The sequence below is a fragment of the Paenibacillus sp. 1_12 genome, from assembly GCF_900114475.1.
Lineage (GTDB): Bacteria > Bacillota > Bacilli > Paenibacillales > NBRC-103111 > Paenibacillus_S.
Genome location: NZ_FOTE01000032.1, coordinates 19,509 through 44,094, shown reverse-complemented (window position 1 = coordinate 44,094; position 24,586 = coordinate 19,509). Strand labels below are relative to the sequence as shown.

Here is a 24,586-nt window from a genome sequence, read left to right as displayed (position 1 = left end):
AGATGTGCATGGCTTTTTTTAAGATGTCGTTCTCCATTTCAAGCTGCCGGATCCGCTTTTGCAGGTCCGCCTGGTTCTTGTCTTCGACTTTTAAGTTGCCACTGCCACGAAAAGCATTACCCGAATCCTTCTTGAATTCGCTCATCCAGCGGTATAAAGTATTGTCGGACAACTCCAGCTCCCTTGCTACCTGAGCCACCGGCTTCCCTTGTTCCTGAATCATTTTCACCGTTTCTCTTTTGAATTCTTTATCATATTTCTTTCTCATCTCGGACACCTCGACTTTGTTGAGTTTATTGTCGCATTCTCGTTTCTCAGTGTCCAATTTCTAGTCTAGCATCAGAATGCAAAGCAGAGATTTATATTCTAGGAATCCTCACACGACATGGAGTACAAGGATTGTTACAGAGTTATAATCAGCAAAAACTGGCGCATGTTCTATATCTAATATCTCGTGATTTTAAGAGATTGAATACAGACACCGAGAATAATAAGACACTCCATGAGTATTTTGAGAGAGGTAATTCTAGCTATGAGAAAATAGGAGCTGAACGTAATGCGCTTATCAGATTTTTTAATGGTGAGTTCCAATCGACAGAAGATGGTAATGAGTTACAAATGGAGGATCAGGTCGATAAAGTAATCAAAATGATTCAGAGCGAAAATGTATTTCACAATGCAGGTTCAGACCATGATTATTTCGCATATGGGGAGGGGTAAGCTCATGATATTAAAAGCTTCCACCCCTTACAAATTGCCTGATGATGCCAAGGTTCAATTCCTCAAAGTCGATCTTGAAGCATTGATAACCGATGAAATGATCGAGTTGTCAGAAACACCGTATGAAGATGGAAATTGGGTAAGGCTTGCTTATTCTGTTTCAACGACCGCTTTTCGTCCTTACGTCGATGAAAACTTTGCCGGAATTATTGAACGGAAGTCTGCTGATTCAAAACATGCCTTTTCAAGTAACACCACGATAAGTACTGCTACCCCTGTAAACTGCTTATATTTCGACACTTCGCATCGTTCACCAGGAACGTGCGATTGGTCACGTGAATTCAAGTTCTTTAAGGGATCACACTTCCTTGGTGGTATCGGGATCTATGCAATTAAATTAACTTTTGACAGTAGCGTGCATGACAAGCTAAGATCAATAACCCGTATCGCTCAATATAATTTGCAGAGTGGAAATCCGTTTAAACGAATGCTTATAGCCGTAATTAAACAGGATAGTTGGGAGATTGCCTTCGTACAGTCGAAGATACCCATTTCCCCGCCATCCTCTAAACCGAATAATTGTCGTGTGGATATTTCGTTGTTTAGAGATCCAAGTCCGTTTATCCGAGCTATTAGCAGTAACCTGAGGATAAACGATATAGAGCATGAAAAGCATACAACAAGATTTGTCATTTAATGAAGGAAGATATATTTTAGTTTGCGGTATTGTGTTATTATTTCGGGGTTTCGCTCAAATCCTTTTGATCAGTGCTGCAGAAATAATGAACTATGAGCAGGGGTAAACAATATTCAGACCAATAAAAGATAACATGCAATTTTGCCTTTATTGCGGTGGCAGTCTACAAGGTGAACCATTCGCCGAGAAAAGTCATTAGACATATGGGGCACCCATTTGAGTAGTAAAACAGTTATTACTCATATGAAAGCAAATTGTACAGTAGCTTTTAAATACCCCGATTGTAGTGAAGAATGGATCGAGTTCTTGACGTTGTAATACCACCTACCCAACCCATGTCAGAATCATAACCATATCGACTTATCAAGGTTTTGCCGGAAAGAGAGCGAACTTAGTCCTACGTGTTAGATTGATTGAGGAAGTCGAGTAGTCACTGTTACTGAAACAGGTTTATTTTTTAGAGTTACAAGTGCCGTTACGTATATTTTATGGTCGTTAAACAGTTGGCGATAAAAATGTTATTCTTGATTCCAAACCAAAGAGCTCATAATGAAGTTGATCATAGGGGGTAACTGTCCTATTTTGCTTTTTTAAACCTACTTGGTAACCTAGCTGCGGACATCGAGCATATGTAGTAACACATAATACTTGCTGTATCTTCAAGTGCATCTATCTCCTTTAGAAAGGGGTAAAGATGCACTTTTCTTATATTCATCCGAAGCTTTTATTTCCTTGCTTATCTTGCATCTCGAGTGCACAGCAGCGTGTAATTACTTCATGTTTCACATCTAATAGATATTTCGAAATTTAATTTCGAGAATAAATGAATTTCTTGATCTACTGACAGAGAAGATCAATATTACATGGATTCGGAATAGCGAGTCTCCTTCCTTCTCGTTATGCTGAACCGCATTATCCTTTCTCTTGCCCACATGTATTCCTCCCTGCATGTGGGATCTTTTCTGGAATTGTCATAAGAACAATTTCTAAACTCAGAAAGTGATGAAGGAAACCACATTATACAGAAATGAAAGGAATGATTGAGGATGAGTACTGTAAATATTTCTGACTCAGGAAACAGAGAACGGAGAACAAAATGGACGAATATAATGTTCCTTACCTCCGCTATAAGTTTTGCGATTTGGCTCGGTTTGTGGTCAAGCAGTTTGATGATCGTAGAGGTGCCACTTAGTTATGAGATTGGCGATGTGCGTTGGCAAAGTGGCAGCAGCACTATAGAAGTTGGTACAACAACTATGTCGTGGAATGAATTCGATTTACTACAAAAGAAAGCGCGTAGAGAAAATCCTGAGGTCAGTCAATTTTCAGTTAAAGTGGGGTCAACAGCAACTTTTATAGAAGGCAGAAAGAAACTTCATGTTGTAATTGGGAATCTGGAGAGTAATAAGAATGATTTTTATTTTGAACTTCTGCATATGGGGGAGGTCGTATACACATCAACAATGCTTAAGCCTAACCAGAGTATAAATTCAGTTAAGTTAGATAAACCACTACCAGATAATATAAGCGGTTTAGTAGTTAAGTATTATCTGATAGAAAGGAAAGATGTAATTGATCACTAATTGCTCTGACGACACCGGTTTCCAATCGAATGCAGTTACAATAGCGAGGGTAGTCAATGCCTGATCAAAACTGACCGATTTGGAACGAAGGAGATTGGTTTAGATAGTAAACACGGCATGGCTTTTACAGAATCAAAGGTTTTAGGTTACAAGATGCATTTGCGCGTGGCTCTTGCAAGTTAGTCAACAGTGTACCCCATCCTCTCTGTTATCAGAGGGGATATTTTTTTGTCTTGAAGGATGTGCGTAAATGATCAGTTAGTATTCCGACAGTGACTATATATTTAAAAATTATTTTTCAAAGGGACCAAATTACACAATACTTTACGAGTTGTTTTCTAAGCCAATTTACATTTGGTAAGGGGCTACTTCAATGAAAGTAAATCTATTTTCGGAGGTATACAACATGAAAAAATTAATGAGCAAAGCAATGGTAAGTGTGATGTACAGCCAGAGAACTTGGGATCTATTCAAGACAGGTGTTTGGTTTGTAGGAACATTAGTTGTTTGGAGCGCATTCTTCGTTCTGGCGGTAACGACTTCGTTGCTTCTTGCCCTTAACGGGGTTCAATTCAATTATGAGTTGTCGGAATCCTTAGTTAATATGCTTCTCTTCTCGTCCTTCATTGTGGCGGGGTCAATTGCATATTTCCGTTCCCTAAGCTACAAACCAGAAGAAAAAATACAAATGGCTTTGAAAAAAGATTAATTTTATCCATCGGGTGATGGAAGAATGGAGGGGTGAGTAATGAAGAGAAAAGTATCATTTCTATTCTTGTTCATTATGGTGTTTTCTTTATGTATGGGTGCAGTCGGCGCATTCGCAGCAGAAGATGGATCATACGATATTAAGTCGATTGCAATTCCATCTGGTGATAAGAAACACATGAAGGAAGTTTGGGGGAAGATGGGGACTGATGGCGATTACTTAAGAATGGAGTTTAAAGCGAATACAGGTAATGAAAATAATGACACTAGACTTTTATCATATGAGGATTCAAGCAACACAATTAAGTTCAATAATTCGAACTTTAAAGCAGCTACAGATAAATCCCGTAAAAATGCTCTCGGTATTTTCGTAGAAGAGTTGCAGCGGTCACCAGTATCTGAACAAACCCAGCAGAACATAATGAATTCACTTTCAGCAACAAATAGTGATGTTTCTCTGTTGTTGATTCCGTTAGTAATGGACAGTACTTCGGCAGATATCTATACAGCAATGAAATGGCTAAGCCCAATATTGCCTGTTGTAAGAATCCTTTTCGGTATAGGAGCTATTATTATCAGTATACTCCTTATTGGTTCATCCATAATGGATTTGGTTTATATTGGATTGCCTATTGCGAGGGAAGGCATGGATAGTCGCTCTGAGAAAAACGGAAAACCTAAATTTGTATCTAATGATGCAGTATCTGTAGTAAAGGAAACGGAAAGTTCGCTTGACTCGACAGGCGGATACAAAAATGCATATTTAATGTATCTAAAACGAAGATCATTGACGTATATCATTCTTTCTATCTGTTTACTTTACTTGGTAGTTGGAGAACTTGGTGGACTGATTGCATGGATTCTTAATCTTGGTAGCGGAGTAGTTTAAGCAGTATGCACCAATCCTCTCTTTCATCGGAGAGGATTTTTTATTTCCATTTATCGTTTGAAGTTATCGTTAAAATTCGGAGTGATGGATTACATACTGAGTATTTTATGGTTGGTGAATCCAGAGATTTTACAGGTAGTTGATCATCGATTCATATCCTCGTGTAACCTCATTTGATTTACAATAATTTCTTCTAATTAAATCCTCTCGTATCACTCAATCATACTTTCTATCCGATAATTTACATAAAATTCTTGCTCTCTTACTTCCTTTGAAGTATATTCGTTGTAAGAGAATAACAAACCTTGTGGAAGCACCGCAAACTTAGCCTTTGGCTTTGTTTGCGGTTTTTTGCGTTCCGAGGTAAATTTGGAGGTTGAAGCTAATGAAATGTTGTACGTTCTGTTCCCGAGGAGCGCAGTTGCTATTTAATCACCCGACCATTGATATTGGATCACTTTGTATGGAGTGTTACTTGAAATTTCACGGTTCATGTGGAATATGCAATGGGAGTTTCCTACCAACTGAAATTAAGCCTGATGTGACTTATCAAGTTCAAGTTAAATTCATTGGTACGGGTGAAAAGAATTTCGTAGTATGTTACCATTGTCATGAAGCGATTCATCAAAAGTTCCCGCAGATGTTTGCTTAATTGGGGTATAGGGGCACCGTATTTTGAAATAAGCTATTAGATCAAATGGACCGCCTTTCATTGAAGGCGGTCATTTACTTTTCCGAAATAGTTAATCTTCGATATCACTCTTACTAAAAACCACAAGTACCACTTGAACCACTAAACCACATCGACAATTCTATTAAGCTATTAAAAGTTCCCGCAACATTTTTTGGAAACCGAATGGAAACAGTCATTTTCATGCATTTGGAACCTAAGATTAATTACATAACTAACCAGATGATTATGTGGTTAGTTAGGAGGCTTGGGGAGTGCATGTCGACTTTAGGGAGCTCACCTTCGGTATCGAAATCGAATTTACAGGAATGAGAAGAGCCACAGCAGCCAATGTTGTATCGGATTTCTTTGATACTGGACGACCCAGACAAATCGGGGGATGGGGTCACGATACTTATGAAAGTCAAGACCGATTAGGAAGGGTTTGGAAAACTGTAAAGGATGCATCGATCCGACCTGAGAGGAAAGATAACCATGATTTGGTTATTGAAAGTGACGATTTTCAATGTGAACTTGTTTCGCCCATACTCACATATACGGATATACAGCTCTTACAAGAACTTATACGTGATCTTAGAATTGCGGGAGCGATTACTAATAATAGTTGTGGAATACACGTCCATATTGGAGCCGAAGCATTTACCACCAATAGTTTGCGGGTTCTATGCAATATTGTGTATTCGAAGCAAGCCTTATTAACTAAGGCACTGGTAGTGAACAATAATCGGCGTAAACATTGTCTTGATCTATCAAATGAATTTATTCAGAAGCTGAACAAAAAGAAGTCGAAGACGATAGAGGAATTCGCTGATGTATGGTATTCAGGCTATAATGCCATTACTTCTAGACGTAACGATAGATATAACGACTCAAGGTATCGAGTACTGAACTTACATCAATTATTATCAGAAAGATTAAAAACGGTTGAATTTCGTCTATTTAATAGCACGTTACATGCAGGTAAAGTAAAAGCCTACATTCAACTGAGCTTACTTATCGCTTCACAGGCATTAAATCAGAAGAAGGCTACCAGTCGGGTCACATTATCGGAGAATGGCAACGATAAGTACACTTTCAGAGTTTGGCTCTTGAGGTTAGGAGCAGTATCGGATGAATTCAAATCGATGAGAAAACACTTGCTTAAATATCTCAATGGTAATCCTGCATGGAGAGACCCACAAGTAAGTAATGAGATTAGTAATCAAGAATTGTCCGAAGTTAGCGTAAGGTAATTATAGAAATGACTGGTCTGTCGGGGTATTGAACCTAGATTTAGGTTGCTTGTACCCTTGAACACAGCCAATTAAAAGACACTACACAACCAGTAGAAATGTACGGTAAACTTATCAATCAAATAGTGAAAAGGGTGATCGAAATGAAACGCAAACTATATGCAGCATATGGTTCTAACATGAATATCGAGCAGATGAAGAGAAGATGTCCTGAAAGCTATATTGTGGGTTATGGTATCATCGAAGATTATGAATTGGAGTTTAGAATTCATGCCAATATTACACAATCGCTAAACCATGCAGTTCCAGTAGTTGTATGGAGCATTTCGGATAAAGATGAGCAAGAACTTGATCGCTATGAAGGATTAGCTATAGGATACTATCGAAAAGAAGTGGTCAAGGTCAATTTTAATGTATATAAGGCTAAGGTTGACTTGCCTTGTACTGATGCTATTATCAATGGGGTTGAAGTGATGGTTTATATTATGAATTCAGAAATCAGACCGACAAAACCTCCACTTTTAGACTATTACGATACTGTGCTTGAAGGTTATTTGCGTAACGGGTTTGAAGTTCGTCCATTATCTACAGCGGCAATCAAGTGTGGCGCAAAATGGGATATACCAGAGGATTATAAATGCCGAACTGATATGGGTGAGAAATTACAACTAAAGATACTGATGACAAATGGACTCCAGAGTATTGGTTGCAATGATTGGAATTTGACCCTTGCGCTTATCAATAATTTTTTTGGCGATCATGAAGATCTTATTTCATTTAAGAATGTTGACGGTAAAACCATAATCACAAACGGAAATGACGAGGATCATTTACTTACAGTGGACAAGCCCTTATTCTCGAAAGATGTGTGGGCAGTATATGGGGATGATGGTGAAAGTCAGTACTACACATTTATGTTCCCTAGTGAATATTAAGCTGGATAAAGCTGAGGACTTCACTTTAATCGAGGGAAGTCCTCTAAATTTATCGTTTGACCTTATTGATATAGTCGAATGTTGTAATTGGATAATGCAGGAATACCAGTGAAAATGTCGAAAGTTAAATGAAATTGGAACTATTTAGAGGAATCTACAGGAGGGTTACTATGAAACGGAATCAAAAATTCAAGCCAAAAGTAGCGATAGTAGTGATAGCTCTTTCTACTATCTTAGGTGGTCAATCAGCCCTAGCATCGGCAGTAGCAAACAGTCCATCTTTTGCTCAACAGCAACAAGTCAATTACAAGTCAAGTGAAGTTCAAATTGCTTCTGCGGGAGATTTCACCTATTCTAAGGAAGCTACTGAAGCTTTGAATCATTTAAATGCGATTCGTAAAAAGGCAGGACTTCAAGAGGTAAAACTCAATCCGTACTTAGTGAAGTCAGCTGAAAACCATGCAAAGTATAGTGCATCTAATGGGTCTTCAAGTGGTCATGATGAGGTTAAAGGGAATAAGTACTTCACAGGAACAACACCTCAAGCTAGAGCTGAAGCAGTAGGTGCGGATGTTTTTCTAGCGCAGGAACTTTCTGAAGGTATTAGCTATCATACTAGTAGCGTTGTCGATTCGATTAACAGTTTGCTAGATACCGCATACCACAGAACTCCATTAGTGAATGAAAACTTGTCTGAACTTGGAGTGGGGGTATCGGGGAACCATGTTGTTCTTGTTTATTCTGCTATGAATAACACTTCTGACACTTCTGTTTATCCTTACGATGGACAAAAAGATGTACCACTAGGTTTCTATGGTTTTGAAGATCCAAATCCGTTGACTCAGTTTGGTGTTTCAAAATCGGGCTATATTATTTCTGCAAGTGTTCCTTACGTAATTGACACTAAGAAAGTAGATGCAACGATCAAAGATAGCAAGGGAGAAGTTATTCCTTACTATTCCCAATTTAAACTGCAGTGGTTTTTGTTCCCAAAAACTGAATTAAAACCAAACGAGACGTACACTGTTTCGTTGAACTATGTGGTTAAAAATGGACCAGATGAGGGTAAAAAGATAAACAAAACTTGGTCATTCACTACAAAGTCAGGTGGTACAACTACACCACCTACAACGACACCACCAACCAAGCCTGTTGATCCAACCAACCCTACTAATCCTACTAAACCACCAGTAACTACTGGAAAGTACAACAAGGATAATGTAGGTGTTGAAATCAACGGTAAATTTGTAACATTAAACCCTAAAGCCAAGATTGTAGACGGAAGTACCTTCATTCCTCTGCGTGGGGTATTTGAGGAGTTAAACTCGCAGCTTCTGTGGAATGGCAAGGAACAGTCTGTGACAATCACACGTGGTACGACAAAGGTTAAGTTGACAATTGGTAGTAAGATAGCCTACATTGATGGTACGAAAGTGACTTTATCTTCAGCACCTTTCACGATTGATGGTTCGACTTATGTACCACTTCGCTTTGCAAGTGAGGCTATTGGGGCAGATGTCAAGTGGGATCAAGCCAACTATGTTGCCAAGATTACGACTGAGTAGTCCGGAATTATATAATCAATACCGTAAAGAGATCAGATGCTTATGCATCTGATCTCTACTTTTTTATTTAAACCTCGAATGAAAAATAGCAGTAAAATATTTTAACCTTATGATTTATATTGTTAGCAATTAATATGACCGAGATTTTAAGCCAGTATCGTAACTCGGTGATAATTTCCTACTTACGAATTAGCAGCGCAAGTAAATAATCATTTGCCAAGTGCAGTGATCCTGATAATAAGGGGTCACTGCACTTTTTTTATTATCATCGAATTTGTGTAAGTTCTCCTCAGGTACCAAGCAATTGATTAGACAATTGTTATTCAACAGATAAATAGAGCAAATTCCAAGAGATAATATGATATTCAAGATAGTAGGATACAGCAAATTTATAACAAGCAAGAGATAAATAACTGACAACAAAAAAGGAGATGAAGTTCGTGGTTATTAAAAGGAAGGATAGATCCAGTCTCATCGCAATCTTGTTAGTAATCGTTCTAGTTGTTGGGTCATTTCCGCTTACTGTATTTGCAGGCGAACAAACAGCAGTAACCGATACAGTCTATGGAAAAGAGAGCAGTGTCACTGATGCAGTATACGGAGAAAGCGGTGTTACAAAGTCTGTGTATACTGATCCGAGTGATTTCGCCTATGAAGTTAGTCCCGAATGGCTCGAAGAACAGTGGGCTTATATTCGAGATTATATAGGACCGGGTGGAGACGTTGTAGTTCCTGAAACAATTGAAGGTCGTCCTGTGACGATGATATTAGGAGCGGCATTTCAAGATAATCAGGACATTACAAGCGTAGTCGTACCTGAAACTGTTAAGCGTGTAGATTTAGGTGCTTTTAGCTACAGTTATGGTTTAAGGAGTATTGTTTTTGAAAATCCTGATACGACTATAGGTTCTAAAAGTATGTTTGATTGGGAATTAGCAATACCTTATCAAACTACAGTTGTTGGATATAAAAATTCTACTGCTGAGGCTTTTGCATTGAAACGGAATATAAAGTTTTTAGATATTGAGGAGCCTTGGTATATTGAGCCTGATGGTGGAGCGCAAGATGCACTATCTCGATTTCATCGGGGTGAAGATGTTGTCGTACATGAACTTTTCACAAGTAATGAGTTGGCAGAATACTTCGCTCATTGGATGAGTGAAGTATGGGGATTGTGGACAAGCCCTGTGTGGACGGGAACGACAAATGATTCGATAAACAAACGTGACGTTGAAATGAGAATGCAACGATTTTTCCGAAACTATGCATATTTCTCTTTCGGTGATTCAGGATTCAAAGGTATAACAAGTCTTGAGGGTCTGCAACTATTTAGGGACAGTATCTTATCTGATCCAGTTTTCGCAATCAATAGCGTATTCTATTTTGAGGGGAACCAGTTAACAGAAGTAAATGCTTTGAGTTTCTTGAAAGGGGTTAATTATCTCGACCTCAGCGACAATAGGCTGGACAATATTGATGGTCTAAATGGTATTACAAGTTTGAGTTACTTGGATATATCTAGAAATAATCTAACGAACTTGGACGGTTTAAGTAATCTGAGAAAACTGATTTATCCCAGGGGAGGGGCGACATACTTAGTTACTCTTGATTTCAGTCATAACCAGCTTACCAACATTGAAGGACTGGAATCCATTGACACTTTTTATTCATTGAATTCGAACAAGTTAGACTTTAGCTACAATTTACTGACCAACAATAATATTTTCACGTTATCGCACTTAACCGGTTTACTTGATCAAATAAACCGTCCCCTATTTTTATTCGATTATAACTACCTACAAATAAGTGGTAATTCGGAAGGGACACAGTTTTATGAAGATTGGTTAAAAGTATCTGATTTAACCAGGGGTTCCTCAGAATCGAAGACACCACAGTATAATTATCGTTTTGATAAGGGAGTGGATACGTTAAGAGTCGAGCATCGGGTTCAGGGGACAGAGGAAGTTCTTGAAGTAGATGAATACTCGACAGCCGACAATAATTTAAATGTAAACAGTTCGACAGCATACAGATCAAAGACCATCGAAGGTTATACGGTCGTAGGTGATCCAGGTAAGTACATTTATAACAAAGAAAACTTATTTTCATCTGAAATTGGTATGGAACGACTGTTAATCGATTCGAGAAGTGGCGTTGTTATCTCAAAAGTTGGCTTACCCGTCGATTTAACAAGTAACATAAATAATGAGAGCGTATTGAGGGCGAGCGAAGAAACTGGTGAATTCAAAATTATTGGTAATGGAGTGGCGGAGGTTAGCGTATATAGTGAGGGGTTATTTCATGGTATATATCCGCTTTCCTTTAATTATCATGGAGACGAAAGCAATGCCATTATCTTTTACTATAAACCGTCAACACCATCGAATTATACATTAACGATACAAATTGAAGGTAAAGGTACTACTTACCCAGGCAATGGCACACATGTGTATCCTGCAGGAGAATGGGTTTCAGTCTCAACGAAGAATTCGGTAGAAGGGTATGAATTTGAGAAATGGGTCATTGATGGTGTGGATCATATTGATCCCTTTGGTTACGGAGTCACCTTCGCAATGGAAAGCAATAAAGTAGCTGTGGCACATTTCAGATCCAAAGCTCCTACTCAGTATACGTTGTCGGTAGATAAAGTCGGTGAAGGGACAGTCACTCCCTACGTCGCAGGTAGTTCAACGAATTTTTCTGAGTTAAAGACAGTCGAACTGACCGCTAGTCCTTCCGCAGGATATAAATTCGAGAAATGGGTCGTTAATGGGACAGAAATCATGACATCGAACATTTCAATCTTTATGAATAAGAATATGACAGCAGTGGCTTATTTCGTACCCACTACACAGCCACCCGAAGTAAAGGGCGGAATAACGGTAGAGTTTATTGATCAGGATACTGGAAATCAAATCAAGGATAAGGTAACACTGACCGACTTAACGTTAGGCGAACATTCTTATATTCCAGATTCGGTGATTAGGGTATATAAGCTCGTTGGAGAAGCGGTCAAGAACGTTATTTTAACAGTAATGGAGCCATTCAAAACAATGACATTCTATTATAAAGAAGTAGTCGTTGAGCCAACGCCAGAACCAACACCAGAGCCAACACCAGAGCCAACACCAGAGCCAACACCAGAACCAACACCAGAACCAACACCAGAGCCAACACCAGAGCCAACACCAGAGCCAACGCCAGAACCAATACCAGTACCCACACCAAAGCCAACACCAGAACCAACACCAAAGCCAACGCCAGAGCCAACACCAGAACCAACACCAGAACCAATACCAGTACCAGTACCAGTACCAGTACCAGTACCCACACCAAAGCCAACACCAGAGCCAACACCAGAGCCAACACCAGAACCAACACCAAAGCCAACGCCAGATCCAACGATATTAACGACACCAGTGCCGAAACCAGATCCAACGCCAGTATCGACAACAAATCCAGAACCTGAACCGACTCATATTACCAAGGTGCCAATAACAGAGTCAGAAGTTCATAAGGAACGGAAACTGGATAGACTTGAAATTATCGCCTTGGATGATGCTACAGGTGAAGTATTAAGGAAGGAGTCAGTCTCGGACTTAAATATTGGTATCCATAAAGTCGCAGCCCCTGTTATGAGGGGTTATGCTTTAATCGGTGCTGAGATCCAAAGCGTAAACATTACTGAGAGCGGTAAACTATTGACAGTGAGCTTCAGGTACAAGAAGGATGCTGAGAAAGAAGTATCTGTAGGCACTGTATACGGTATGGTAAAGGACAGTAAAGGTGATCCTCTCGAAGGGATTCGAGTCGAACTACATTCAATACCTCGAGTCACCTTTACGAATGAAAAGGGTGAGTATCGATTTGATAATGCAGAACTAGGAAAACATACGGTCATCCTGAAAAATCCGTATACCTTAGCAGAAATCATTAAAGTGGAAGTCGTTGCTTATCGGGACTTTAGAGACGAAGATTCAACAATAATTGAATCGGTGCGAGTGGCAGAAGAAATAAGAAAGGCAGTTGAACTCAGCGAAACATCGAACACGCAGCGGCTAGACTTTATTATTGAACCGCTTGAACCACAAGCACCTCAAGAACCGCTCGACCCGCATGTCCCATCTCAAGATATACCGATAATCCCAGTGGTAGCCACAATTCCTTTAATAATTGTTTTGTTGGCTTACCTAAGAAGAAAGAATGTCCTGATCTACGATGAAGGGGATAAGATCATCAAGAAACTGAGAGTGAGGGCTAAGCCAGAAACGGTGATTGATGTATCAGGTCTAGCAATCGGGACCTACAAGATCGTATTCAAAAACCCTAACAGCTTTAGGAATGTCGACTTATTCGTAAAGTTTGGTGGAAGCCAACACCCTGTCAAGCTAGATGACGATCTGAAATACATCATATTTACCCCAGTAGAATAGTAATGCAACAACAGAAGCACCTTGTTAATCACAAGGTGTTTTTTCTGTTCAGGGGTAATATTGCTCAAGACGTGAGTCGGTTACATTTTTAAGAGTGTAAATCCTCCGACTGATATTCTTATGTTCGTTGAATAATTAAAGCAGAGAATTCGGGCTTCAGTTTATTGTTGTAATTAAGTTGGAGGAACAAATTTAGTAATCGTTCTTGAGGATATTCATTTTCAAGAGTTATTACTGGAAAAATGTAATAACAACAAGAGGAAGGTGATCATAAATGAAGGCTACAATGAACGAATATAGTATCGTGAACAAGACAAGGATTGATTCGCCAAGTCAGAAGAATCCCACAGACGATGATCTGCAATTCTCATTCTTCTCGGGAGACGGAGAGATGATTAACGTTGGCATCGGAATAGACATTGATCCCACGCACAATTTCAACTTAGCTGAGAGTGCTACTCCATTAAAGCTTCCCAATACGGTCACAGAAGAGGTTCAACACGAAGCTTCATCTACCGATAAAGTTGACGAACCAGAGATTACAGCTTCCTTCAATTCAATAGTACCCGAGCTAGGAGAAGTAGAACCAAGATTGCACATTTTTGCCGTTGAGGATACCGATTCAAAACCAGACTTTTCCCACATAGAGAATGTAACTGAGAAGAGTGCCAAGCTGTTTGCTGAAACCAGAACAGCAATAGATAATCGAAAGATCAATGTAGACATGGAAAATGTTAAAGCATCACTGTATGTGGAAACGTTAGATTTCGAAGAAGTAAGTATAGCTCCATTGTCAGGGGATTTCGAGAAATTGGAAGCGAGCTACAAAGATCACTCCACACTTGTAAAAGAAAAGATTATTGAGGGAGATAGGGTTACTGCAGCCGACAGAACCGGTAAAGCAGTGAATTGGACAGTTCAAACTTTTATCGTATCGCCAGTGAAGGGTCTATTCAAAGCGATCTATTATCATGGCATCAAGGAATTATTCAATTATCTTGGAAATGTCCTTAAATTCTTACTGGTCAGTGGAGTCACAACGGCAGTCTTGTATGTTGTAATGGCAAATTACTCCGATTCAGGCTTATCTGCGTATGAAATGGCGATTCAACAATACGAGGCGCTAAAAGGAACAGCAGTAGTTTTCTATGATGATATATTGCAAAAGATCAGGGGTAAAACAGGGATGTAGTAAATCAATATAGATTATTAGTACCTTAGTATGATAAAAGACTTGACATACTACACCAAGGGGTTACTCTTTGATTAATCAAACATAAGAAGGAGATGAAAATAGGTGGATAGAACAACCATAATTCCATTAATCCCAGGTCAAATTGATATCGTCACTTCAAAGGGGGAATACAACTTTCAGGAGGTGCTGGATGACTTCCCTAATGCTGAGTCTATATTCGTAACAACATACAACATATCAGCACGTCGTAAGGACCTTGTTCGTGCACTTGAAGATGCGACTGATCATGCCGAAGTTCGTATAATTACGAATATCCCTGACCGATATGAGAGGTATTATGGAGACGCTCCACGAGAACGTGCATCACAAAGTATTAATCGCTACACGCAGCGTCTTGATCCTTCAAACATTGAAAACTTAGCCACATCATTTAACTTCAGCAACCATTCCAAAGTAATTATGACAGAGAATATTGCTTACATAGGTTCAGCTAACTATTCCGAAGAGAGCAAGCAAAGTAGGGAAACAGGCTTCCTCGTCCGTGGAAAGGATTTGGTTAGAGTTATCAGTGAAAACCTTGTTCCCATATTAATTGATGAAGGCATCCCCTACTTCGGCAGCATGTTAGATGATAAAAAGATCCTTCTTTCCTTCCTCCTGTCAAGGATGGAAGGAGCAGCTTCTGTTATTCGTGATGGACTATTTACCTTTGTGGGTCACCCACTTGAAAATCAGGAAGTTTACAACATTCACGATCCTTTTTTGAGGAAGAGTGACTTAGAAGGCTTGGTTGAGGTACTTGATGAAATCGAAGGTGAATTGGATAACGAGTTCCGTGAGGTTGCAGGTTTGGAACATGTAGCAGATCTGATCGATATAGATTCGATTAACTCAATCCGTGCTCTTTGTGATTATGATACTCCTATCGATGAACTTGCAGAATTTGATGCAGTTGAGTATGCATCAGATATTTTATCTGAACAGATGGTTCATAACGAAGACATGAATGAAGCTTCTCAAGATGCCGTCGATAGCGCTGCAGAAAAACACTACGATTTAGCGGTAGCAGCAGAGGAGCCAGTCAATGAGCTGTATAAGTATCTGGATCAAGTGAAAATGTCATTCCAAGTGGCTGTAAATGAGATACAGCGACTTGAAGATCAACAGGCAATTATTGATAACACTTAAGGTAAATAGAAGTTATATGACATCCACCTAAACTCGGGTGGATGTTTTGATTATATGGGGTATTGGACACAGATATCCTTTGTTAAGGAACACATGTTTGGTTTATAATTATGGAGACGAATGAATGATCTGTAATGGTAGTGCATTTATGGAATAGATACTTTGATGATGTCTTATTACCTACAATAACTCTTTAACATAGGACAAGAAATAAGATAATGATTGGGGGCAGGAGTTATGTTATCCGAACAAAATTACATAAAAATATTGAATTACTTTGATAAGCACCTATGGGAAGGAAAGACAACAGAAACAAATTGGAACTATTATGGTCTAATTCTAGACTGGCATTTTGATAACTCTGTTTTATGTGTTGATTATTTAGACATTGCTGATTTTTTCGACCACAATGGTAGTTTTGGCTTTGTTGATGACAAATATCTTACAGAGCAGTTCGGTAATCTTCCAACTGCTAAATGTCTGCAAGTTCTAGAGAACATTCTGAATATCCTTAAGCACTCTACAGAGAATAAGGAACAAAGCAGCCATATGATTGAGATGGTCACTAAAGTACTAAAAAGGGACAACGTAAAAGTTATTAATCGTGACATTGGATATATTACAGTAATGCCAGATGACATCCTTGATTCTGGTTCGTACTGTAACATTGTTCGTGTAAAGGAAGGGATTCTAAGAAAGGAATTAAAAACTGTATATCAGAACGACGAGAAGCTAAAAAAGCGTATGCAGTACGAATTTGAGAATATGCAGAAGCTACATGGATGTCCGGCAATATTAAATGTTTCTGATTTTGATCCTGAAACTTACTCGTATCATATGGAACAATGCGAAAAAAATCTTTACAAGCATCTGGAAGATGAGATGGAGCTTTCTTTTGATGAGAGACTGAAAATTATAATGGACATCTTGGTGGGCATGGCATTTGCACATGAAGAGACGATTATTCACAGAGACCTGCACTTAGGTAATATTCTAAAGATAGGAAATGACTTTGTCATTGCTGACTTTGGTTTAAGTAAGGATCTTTCTATCGAACGGAGCATGAAGTCATCAATTACTGAAAAGAACAATCATCTGTTTGTTGATCCACTTGCAATGTCTGATTTTACGAAGTTAGATCAAAAAAGCGATGTCTATTCCATAGGTAAGATAATTGATTATGTGTTCACTAATAATGCTTCTGATTCTAATCATATTTTTAAGACAGTTGTTGAGCGCTGTATTTCCCGAAATAAGGACCTGCGATATGACTCAGCCCAACATATTCTTAACGAAGTAGAAAATATTCTAAAGGATCAAAATCAGGCAGAAAACAAACAGAATACGATTAATAAGATCTTGAATAATCACTATGATGCACAGGTACATGATTTTATAATTGGTATAACAGAGAGCGATAGAATCAGCAAGTTTATAGTTGAGCATAGGTTGTCAACGTTCTGGAAACTTGTATTGAGATTTGAAATTGGTTATCAAGCCAAGATTCTACAGTCCATTTTATATAATTATTCAGAAGCGACGGGGTATGGCGGGTGGACAAATTACGATATCTTCGCTCAAATTTCCTTTAACCTATGTATGAACTTGGAAGACTTGGAGATAAGAAAGATTGCAAGAAACATCCTTGAAGGATGTGCTGGCGTAAGATACAGTGCCCAAAACCTACTAGAGAGGTTACCGGATTAAAATAAAATCGAATAATTTTCAGAGAAGAACAGTAGATAGGCTCTTAACTCGAGTCTATGTCGCTGTTCTTTTCCTTTTATTGAAGGTGGTGAAAGCGCCATAGATGTATAGGTTAGGGGTATTTGATTCCCGCTTAGTCAGGCAGGTGGTATAATATGGTTAGCACATATGACGGAGGAACTAATAAATTGAACAGTTTGATAGATAGAATAACCGGAAAAGATAAATTATTGGGTCAAATAGATCACCTTTCAATGCAACTGAAACAGTTGGATCTTGAACGTAATAAAATCCGATCTGAACTTAACAAGGCTTTTGAAGAACGCGCCGCGGCGCATAATCTAATCAATAGTTTGAAGAAGACATATAGCCAACTTGAAGGAAAATACAAAAAGCTAAGTCAAGCGTATCATAATAAAACGCAGGAACTTGAGAAGCTGAACGAAGAGTATTCAGTGTTATTCTCTAATTATACTGATACGAAAAATGAGGTTGCAATTCTTCAAGAGGAAACAAAAGAAGTTAAAAGTAAGCTGAAAGCTTTGGAGCATGAACTTTTATTTTATGAGAACAGGTTTGGTCTGATGCTAGAGTCCCCTCAGTCAGGCAACTCTGTGAAAGCTACGGATTGGGACTGCAACTTCTTTGAAGCGATTGAGAAAATCAAGGGGAACCCCTTCAACGATAATCAAGTAGAAGCAATTCGATATGATATGGAAAAACACCTACAGATCATTGCTGGAGCAGGCAGTGGAAAAACAGAAACTATCTGCGCAAAGGTCGCGTACCTTATCCAAATGAAAAAAGTTAATCCCAATCGGATTTGTATGATGACATTTACTCGGAAGGCTAAAGAGGAAATGGAAGGACGGGTTAATCTTTTCCTCGGAGTAGAAAAATCTAAGGTCAATGTGAGTACCTTTCATGGGACTTTTATGAGTTTGTTTAGTCAGTTGAAGAGGCAGAACTCTGCTTACGCATCAATAGGGATTCAAGGCGGAAATGCTGATGAGGGTGAATTTGAGTATAAAAAAGAGCTGCGTAAACTGATTAACAAATACACTCTATTTGAGTTTGACAAGTACAATGAGAAAACGATATTTGAACGTGTGAGCTTCTGGACTAACATGGGGTTCTCGAAAGACCAAATGACCGAATACATCGAGAAGCATTTCGACAGCGTTATTGATGATAAGGAGGACATTCCTGTTAGTGTCCGGTTCAATTTAATGCTTGATGAATTGAATCAGACAAGAAAAGATAAGGAAATCGTTGTTTATGATGACTTTCTAATTAACTTGTACGATGCACTGCTTCAATATCCAGAAGCAAGAGACTTCGTTCAAAAGAGGTATGATTATATCTTCATTGATGAATTCCAAGATATCAATCCGCTACAAATGGAGACAGTCAAGCTTATTTGTCCCACAACAAGTACTTCGAAATTAATCATAGTAGGCGATGATGATCAGTCAATTTATATGTTTAGAGGTTCAGAGCCTAGCTACATAAAGGATTTTCCAAAGACCTATAACACTCATGAAATAAGGTTGATGAGAAACTACAGATCGAAGCCCAATATCGTTAAAGCCGGAAATTGGGTAATCTCTTACAATGAGCATGACCGGATTAAAAAATCGATGGAGCCTTTTCATAAGGATGATGGCGATGCGGTGATAGTAGCTTGTTCAGATACCAAAGAAGAAGCTCATTGGATTCTAACGAGATCCCAGGAGATTGGCAAGGTCGAGCCATTTGAACTGGAGGGCAAGGTCGAGCCCATTAACTACACAAAATCGACTGTGTTGTATAGATCGAGAAGGCAGCTTCAGAGTATGTTCCAAGCATTAGATGTTAGAGGGGTTCCGTATGTTATAGAAAAAATGGATGATGTGATGGGAATCTTCTCTATTCATGACTTTTACAATGTATTTAAAATGTGGCAGGAGTTAGTGGCATCGCGGGGTAACAAGCTTCAGTTGTGGAGGTCAATTTTGACTAATGCGCTGGGGCATTACTTCGTCAATAAGAATGCAATTGAGCATTGGTATGAGAATTTGGATGTAGCAACATTCTCCGATGTGATTAATGATGCTTTAGCATTGGTGATTGCTAAGACAAGAAATAAGGAGAAGGATACTGTTCCCTTAAAGCAGTATTTGTCGCTTTTAGTTGACCTAAAGCAGGATAAACCAGTCAACATGAAGGCAGTCGCAGAGCACTTTTTAAATTTTCCAAGAGTTAAGGATAACGTGACTGATGAGGAAAATGACTGGATTTTTAAAGAGCTTGAAAAATACAATACATGGATTGAATTACTTGGCTTCTATGAGAGAATGCAGAAACGAAAAGATGAGATGAAGGATAACCTCAAGAAGTACCATGACGAAAAGTATAATGCCTTGTATTTCTTGACAATTCATGGGAGCAAGGGGTTAGCCTTTGAGAATGTGTTTGTCATTGGCTGTAATGATGGAGGGTTACCATCAAGCCATGCCGTAGAACTTAAGGATGTGGATGTTCAGTCTTGTAGAGAGAAAGCGGAGCCACCCACTACCGAGGAAGAAGAGAGGCGCTTAATGTATGTTGCGGTGACTAGAGCCCAAAAGAAATTGTATGTCACATTTCCCAAGACGATTCAGGATAAGCCTTGCGGACGGTCAAAGTTTCTAGGAGAGCTTAACCTACCTATTGTAATTAGTAACCAGTAGTTTGATTTTATAGATATTATTGAAGGAAGAAAATAGGGGACGGCATAACCATGAAATATAAAGTTTTTGGTTTTCACGAAAGGTTGCACAAATGGCTTGCTTCCATGTCAGTTGTTTTTATTACAATCGGATGCGTTGTGTACTATTTATTGTTAAAAAAGTACAATACGACTGATCAAGAGAAGATTAACATAAAACCGTCAAAAGGAAGTTTCTTTGAGCATTTTTTAATTGAGTTTCAGGATTCATCATTTATTTTAAGTGTAGTTTATGCTCTTTTCCTTTTCATGGTAGGTTTGTATTTAACATCAATGTCTTCGAAAGTTCAAAACCTTTATTATCGTCGGAAAGAGCAGTATAAAAACTTGAAAAGACTTAACGAGGTATTGTCTGTTGAGAAAATGAATGATTTATCCGACCGGGGTATAAGGTCAGTTATTATAACGCATCAGGGGTTTACTGGTAGAATTTCCGATCAAAAACAAAGACCATACATACAACAAGACGGTTTTCGCTACACCGCAAAATATCTAAAACTTGAGGAAAGTATACTTTTAGAACAAGGGTCTTTGGTTGAAGTTTTCAACTTGAAACTAAACAAATACATTGATTGTTATGGTTTAAGTAAAAAAAATCTCAATGTATTTATAACTGAGCTGGACACGTTTTTATACGAAATCGATAGCTGGGTTGAGAATAGACTTGAATTAACTGAAGTTCAGTTGATTTCTTTTAAGCGATTTATTAATAAGATTGTACTTGCATATTCAAAAAGGATTAGAAATTATACAAAGAGTAAAGTGAAATTAATGAAGATAATGCTGAGAAGTCAACGCAAGAATAAAGTTATTATCTCTAGGATTGAGGAAGTGTATGGAGCCAGACTACATAATGATATAATCTTCGAGGATAATCTGACACAAAACTTGTATGTATTGGAGAACTTAATTAAAGCAATAGATAATAAAATCCTTACCTACGATGACCTCCAGGAACTATTTAGTGAGCAGAATTCTGAGTTGCTTGAGATTATTGAATCAATCAATAGCCGTATATATGAAATGAAAGAAATGATTGAAGACGGGTTTTAGGATCTAAGATGAGGGTAAATGAAATGAAGATTTAACCAAAGCTACCAAAGTGCCTAGTGAATTGAATAAGCTAAGGCAATAAAAAGTCTTGATGAGTAAAGAAAGAGAATTGGCTGATAAAGAAATTGACCAACAATTGAAGGATGCTATGTTAACCCACGTGATTGAAATTGATTAAGGACTTATCGAAAGGGTTAACAGCAAACCTAAGATAACATTTTAGTTCAGAAGTATCGTTCTGACCGGAAAGTATAACAGCCGGGATGAAAGCTCAAAAAATGCTATGGAATTTATGAGGGGGTAAATATGACTAAGAAAGAACGATGTTTCTGCGGGAGCGGCAAAGCTTCGAAAAATTGTCATAGAGCGACGTCCGACAGCCGCGCGGCGCATCTATTTAGGTTATTTAATAAGATAGAGCAAACAGTAGAAACCTACTTTGAAAGCAAAGAAGTTAAACCACAGTGCTACACTGGATGCAATAATTGTTGTAGTGATTTCTTTGCTGTTTCGGAAGTAGAATTAGAAATCATCATGGATGAAATTTATAATACCTGGACTGAAGAGGATATCAGTCGATTATACAGACGAGTGAATGATAATGTTAGGGCTTTCCAGACGGAGCATCCAGATTTAGATAGTGCAATTCGTACTCAACTTGATTATGAAGGAAACTTAGCTAATTTTAAATCGTTCAAAGGTGGGAAGAGCAGAACGAGTTTTCCATGTCCACTCATTAATGAAGTAGATGGAAAATGCTCAATTTATAACAAACGTCCTTTGATCTGCAGAACACATGGCACTTCTCATTATGAGCTGGATAAAGAAATGAAGGCTTTGGAAAGTGCTATATGCGAACATATCCCGAGCCGATTGCAAAATAAAGAGGTCACTCCCGATGTGACTGACTTTCAAAAACAGTATGAGGATATAGTAAATGTCTCGACCGAAAAGGGTTCACTTTATCTACGAAAATTGCCAATCTTCTATGGTATTCAATCTCTAGCGGCGATGCAGCGATTTAATCCTGCAAAACAAACGGTAGCAAACAGGCATAACTTGGATATCCCTATGCAAGAGAGTAACCAGCTGCAACTAAAGAAGGCTTCTTCATTGAGATGACTCTCGTAAGTTGGGGTGCAGAACGGCAGTTATACTCGTATTCCGAGCCTTAACTGCCGTTCTTTTTTTATTACACCAAAATAGATGTTCAAATTTACAGGATCGGAGTTGTTTCAAGGTTTTCATATTTATTATAGATAGAATCAAAGCAGGCCTTGAAATAATTATAAACCTCATCAAAGCTGCTTTTAAGCCCCTCATAATCAATTCCATAATTTTGTTGTATGTCACCTATTAGTTGGGCATCTTTATATTCATTATCGAAAGGATACCTAAACATCATAGATGAGGGATCAAGAGAGTTTAACTCTATAACGGCTCCTATCATAAGATCCAAAGGTTCGCGATTCCTTTTTATTGAATCATGGAGGTAAAGTCTGATAATATTTTCTGCTCTACCCCATAATACTTCCAAATCATGACCATGCAATTTCTTCTGTATTTTTTCTCTGGTCATATGCTGTTCCATTAAATAGTGAGTTAGCATAATTGCCTTTAAGATCAACTCAACTGAATGCCTATACAAAAAGATGCTTGGGATGATAATCTCATCAGCATCATAACGGAAGGTATTGTCGACTGACCCTAAAAGTATGTCACCGCTGGTTTTATACATTTCAGAGTAAGTCATAAACTCCCAACTCGAATAATCCGTTCTTCGCCAATTGGGGTATGCATTTTTCTTTATATCAGGGTTTCTCTTAAACAGTACATTAATAATTAAAATCTCACTTTAACTATTAGATTACAAAAAGGAGTCTTTGATTTTTGTAAGCTCTTCTAGCAGCTCGTCTATAGACTTATATCGTGAATTACTATCTGCAAGACATTTCAATAAAATATGAGTAATGTCTTCTGAAATATTGTCTACAGAGAGAAGGAGTTGCTTTATATTACTTCCCGCTGGGGCTTGACCAGTAATAAGGTTATACCAAACTGCTCCAACAGAGTAAATGTCTGTTTGGGGATCAATAAGTTTGGGGTTTGAGATTAATTCAGGTGCAGTGTAATGTCCACCCGCTATGTTATGTCCTGTTCTAGTCAACCTTGAGAGTAATTCATTTTCGAGGAATATACCAAGACCAAAATCTATAACCCTTACTTGTTTGGGTTTTGATATCATGATGTTGCTTGGACGGATATCCCTGTGAACAATGCCTATTGAATGAGCATGTTTTAGTGCTTTAGCAACCTCGAATATAAGAGTCACTGATTTATCTATAGGGAACCTACCATGATCTTTTAGTACCTCATTTAGATTTTTACCTTCGAACAGTTCCATTCGAATGAAAGGTTTACCACCCATTACCCCGACATCATATATCTTGATGATATTTGGATGTGTTAGTTTGAACAAAATTTTTGCTTCTCTAAAAAATCTCTCTAAGTTTCGGTCGCCGTCTTCAGCAAATATTGGAGAGTAAAACTTAAATGCAAAATCCATTTGTAGTAATTTATGCTTATACCTTTTAACTTCCCCGAATCCCCCCGCACCAATAACATCAAATTCCTCATAGTCCGTAATAATTGATGAGTCGTTGTAGTCTAAATAGTCTAGTATAGGATTAAACATTTCACCCAAATACTGGCGTCTACCTGCATAGGATGAATCTTTATTTTTAATAAAACCCCAGAACTCACCTAGAGTTCTATACTTTTTTACAAACTCTGGCAACATGTTGCTTATTGTCTCATCACCTAAGAGTATTTTTCTAATTCTTTTATAATCATCATCAGTAAAATCAGTTGGGTCATTGGTACAACGTCCAACTAACCCATCTTTCAAGTGTTCGACAAGCTCAAAAAGGTTTTCTTCATTATCAGACATGTATTCACCTCTTAACAATACTCCGAAGATGTTTAACGAATTCAATGTTAAAATTCGACATTTGGGCATCTATCTCCTTTATTGATAAATGGAGTGAAAAATATGGATTTATGCGGGAAATAATTAATGCAAAGAGAGCTGAGCCTTTTAAGCAACTTAAGTTAGTCATACTGATTTTTAGTGACATTCGAATAAAGATGACAGTATAGTACTCGTAGCCCGATTTTGTATTGTTTTATTTCGGTAACTCGCGGAAGTAGATTGATTGGAGAAATTATTAATACTCTCGGT

The 24,586-nt window shown here is 38.2% G+C and carries 18 protein-coding genes; 15 read left to right on the top strand and 3 right to left on the bottom strand.

Translation table 11 applies throughout. The annotated features are described in order from the left end of the window. Window positions 1-268 (bottom strand): transposase (locus tag BM210_RS32025; protein WP_143101136.1); only part of this gene is annotated, 268 nt, incomplete at its 3' end. Window positions 269-399: 131 nt separating this feature from the next. On the opposite strand from BM210_RS32025, the gene BM210_RS32020 reads away from it, so the two are divergent. The 15 genes from BM210_RS32020 (at window position 400) to BM210_RS31945 (ending at window position 22,467) form a co-directional block, all read left to right on the top strand. After that, window positions 400-720 (top strand): hypothetical protein, encoded by a 321-nt coding sequence (locus BM210_RS32020; RefSeq protein WP_091176748.1) that lies wholly within the window; start codon window positions 400-402, stop codon window positions 718-720. Between the two features lie 4 nt (window positions 721-724). Next, window positions 725-1,417: a hypothetical protein gene (locus BM210_RS32015; RefSeq protein ID WP_091176747.1), complete on the top strand. Its 693-nt coding sequence runs from the start codon at window positions 725-727 to the stop codon at window positions 1,415-1,417. Between the two features lie 1,046 nt (window positions 1,418-2,463). Next, complete coding sequence (locus BM210_RS32010) at window positions 2,464-3,000, top strand: hypothetical protein (RefSeq protein ID WP_091176746.1); 537 nt, start codon at window positions 2,464-2,466, stop codon at window positions 2,998-3,000. 406 nt (window positions 3,001-3,406) lie between these two features. After that, on the top strand, window positions 3,407-3,709 hold the full coding sequence (locus BM210_RS32005) for a hypothetical protein (RefSeq protein ID WP_091176745.1): 303 nt from the start codon (window positions 3,407-3,409) through the stop codon (window positions 3,707-3,709). A gap of 39 nt (window positions 3,710-3,748) precedes the next feature. Continuing rightward, entirely contained in the window at window positions 3,749-4,597 is an 849-nt protein-coding gene (locus BM210_RS32000; protein WP_091176744.1) for a hypothetical protein, read from the top strand. 945 nt (window positions 4,598-5,542) lie between these two features. Next, window positions 5,543-6,520 carry an amidoligase family protein gene (locus BM210_RS31990; protein ID WP_256224186.1) on the top strand — a complete coding sequence of 326 codons (978 nt, stop codon included), beginning with the start codon at window positions 5,543-5,545 and terminating at the stop codon, window positions 6,518-6,520. Window positions 6,521-6,663: 143 nt separating this feature from the next. After that, entirely contained in the window at window positions 6,664-7,455 is a 792-nt protein-coding gene (locus tag BM210_RS31985) for a gamma-glutamylcyclotransferase family protein (protein WP_091176742.1), read from the top strand. Between the two features lie 170 nt (window positions 7,456-7,625). Continuing rightward, entirely contained in the window at window positions 7,626-9,020 is a 1,395-nt protein-coding gene (locus tag BM210_RS31980; protein WP_177238129.1) for a stalk domain-containing protein, read from the top strand. A 440-nt stretch (window positions 9,021-9,460) separates the two neighbouring features. Next, window positions 9,461-13,453, top strand: a complete 3,993-nt coding sequence (locus tag BM210_RS35180; RefSeq protein ID WP_177238128.1) for an InlB B-repeat-containing protein — start codon at window positions 9,461-9,463, stop codon at window positions 13,451-13,453. A gap of 274 nt (window positions 13,454-13,727) precedes the next feature. Then, a complete protein-coding gene (locus BM210_RS31970; protein ID WP_091176740.1) occupies window positions 13,728-14,645 on the top strand; it encodes a hypothetical protein in 918 nt (305 codons plus the stop codon). Between the two features lie 105 nt (window positions 14,646-14,750). After that, a complete protein-coding gene (locus BM210_RS31965) occupies window positions 14,751-15,836 on the top strand; it encodes a phospholipase D-like domain-containing protein (RefSeq protein WP_091176739.1) in 1,086 nt (361 codons plus the stop codon). A 237-nt stretch (window positions 15,837-16,073) separates the two neighbouring features. After that, entirely contained in the window at window positions 16,074-17,543 is a 1,470-nt protein-coding gene (locus tag BM210_RS31960; protein WP_091176738.1) for a protein kinase family protein, read from the top strand. 155 nt (window positions 17,544-17,698) lie between these two features. Further along, window positions 17,699-20,254 (top strand): ATP-dependent helicase, encoded by a 2,556-nt coding sequence (locus BM210_RS31955; RefSeq protein WP_091176737.1) that lies wholly within the window; start codon window positions 17,699-17,701, stop codon window positions 20,252-20,254. A 50-nt stretch (window positions 20,255-20,304) separates the two neighbouring features. Beyond that, window positions 20,305-21,345 (top strand): hypothetical protein, encoded by a 1,041-nt coding sequence (locus BM210_RS31950; protein ID WP_091176736.1) that lies wholly within the window; start codon window positions 20,305-20,307, stop codon window positions 21,343-21,345. Window positions 21,346-21,651: 306 nt separating this feature from the next. Further along, a complete protein-coding gene (locus BM210_RS31945) occupies window positions 21,652-22,467 on the top strand; it encodes a YkgJ family cysteine cluster protein (RefSeq protein ID WP_091176735.1) in 816 nt (271 codons plus the stop codon). A 94-nt stretch (window positions 22,468-22,561) separates the two neighbouring features. On the opposite strand, the gene BM210_RS31940 is transcribed toward BM210_RS31945, so the two are convergent. Further along, window positions 22,562-23,098 (bottom strand): hypothetical protein, encoded by a 537-nt coding sequence (locus BM210_RS31940; protein WP_091176734.1) that lies wholly within the window; start codon window positions 23,096-23,098, stop codon window positions 22,562-22,564. A gap of 114 nt (window positions 23,099-23,212) precedes the next feature. Continuing rightward, window positions 23,213-24,295, bottom strand: a complete 1,083-nt coding sequence (locus tag BM210_RS31935) for a serine/threonine-protein kinase (RefSeq protein ID WP_177238127.1) — start codon at window positions 24,293-24,295, stop codon at window positions 23,213-23,215. Window positions 24,296-24,586: the final 291 nt, after the last annotated feature.

Excerpts from the sequence above, each read along its gene's own strand:
- BM210_RS31960 (WP_091176738.1), top strand. The coding sequence starts at position 16,074 with ATGTTATCCGAACAAAATTACATAAAAATATTGAATTACTTTGATAAG.
- BM210_RS31980 (WP_177238129.1), top strand. The coding sequence starts at position 7,626 with ATGAAACGGAATCAAAAATTCAAGCCAAAAGTAGCGATAGTAGTGATA.
- BM210_RS32010 (WP_091176746.1), top strand. The coding sequence starts at position 2,464 with ATGAGTACTGTAAATATTTCTGACTCAGGAAACAGAGAACGGAGAACA.
- BM210_RS32005 (WP_091176745.1), top strand. The coding sequence starts at position 3,407 with ATGAAAAAATTAATGAGCAAAGCAATGGTAAGTGTGATGTACAGCCAG.
- BM210_RS31985 (WP_091176742.1), top strand. The coding sequence starts at position 6,664 with ATGAAACGCAAACTATATGCAGCATATGGTTCTAACATGAATATCGAG.
- BM210_RS32015 (WP_091176747.1), top strand. The coding sequence starts at position 725 with ATGATATTAAAAGCTTCCACCCCTTACAAATTGCCTGATGATGCCAAG.
- BM210_RS31955 (WP_091176737.1), top strand. The coding sequence starts at position 17,699 with ATGGTTAGCACATATGACGGAGGAACTAATAAATTGAACAGTTTGATA.
- BM210_RS31950 (WP_091176736.1), top strand. The coding sequence starts at position 20,305 with ATGAAATATAAAGTTTTTGGTTTTCACGAAAGGTTGCACAAATGGCTT.
- BM210_RS31970 (WP_091176740.1), top strand. The coding sequence starts at position 13,728 with ATGAAGGCTACAATGAACGAATATAGTATCGTGAACAAGACAAGGATT.
- BM210_RS31945 (WP_091176735.1), top strand. The coding sequence starts at position 21,652 with ATGACTAAGAAAGAACGATGTTTCTGCGGGAGCGGCAAAGCTTCGAAA.
- BM210_RS31940 (WP_091176734.1), bottom strand. The coding sequence starts at position 23,098 with ATGACTTACTCTGAAATGTATAAAACCAGCGGTGACATACTTTTAGGG.
- BM210_RS31935 (WP_177238127.1), bottom strand. The coding sequence starts at position 24,295 with ATGTCTGATAATGAAGAAAACCTTTTTGAGCTTGTCGAACACTTGAAA.
- BM210_RS32000 (WP_091176744.1), top strand. The coding sequence starts at position 3,749 with ATGAAGAGAAAAGTATCATTTCTATTCTTGTTCATTATGGTGTTTTCT.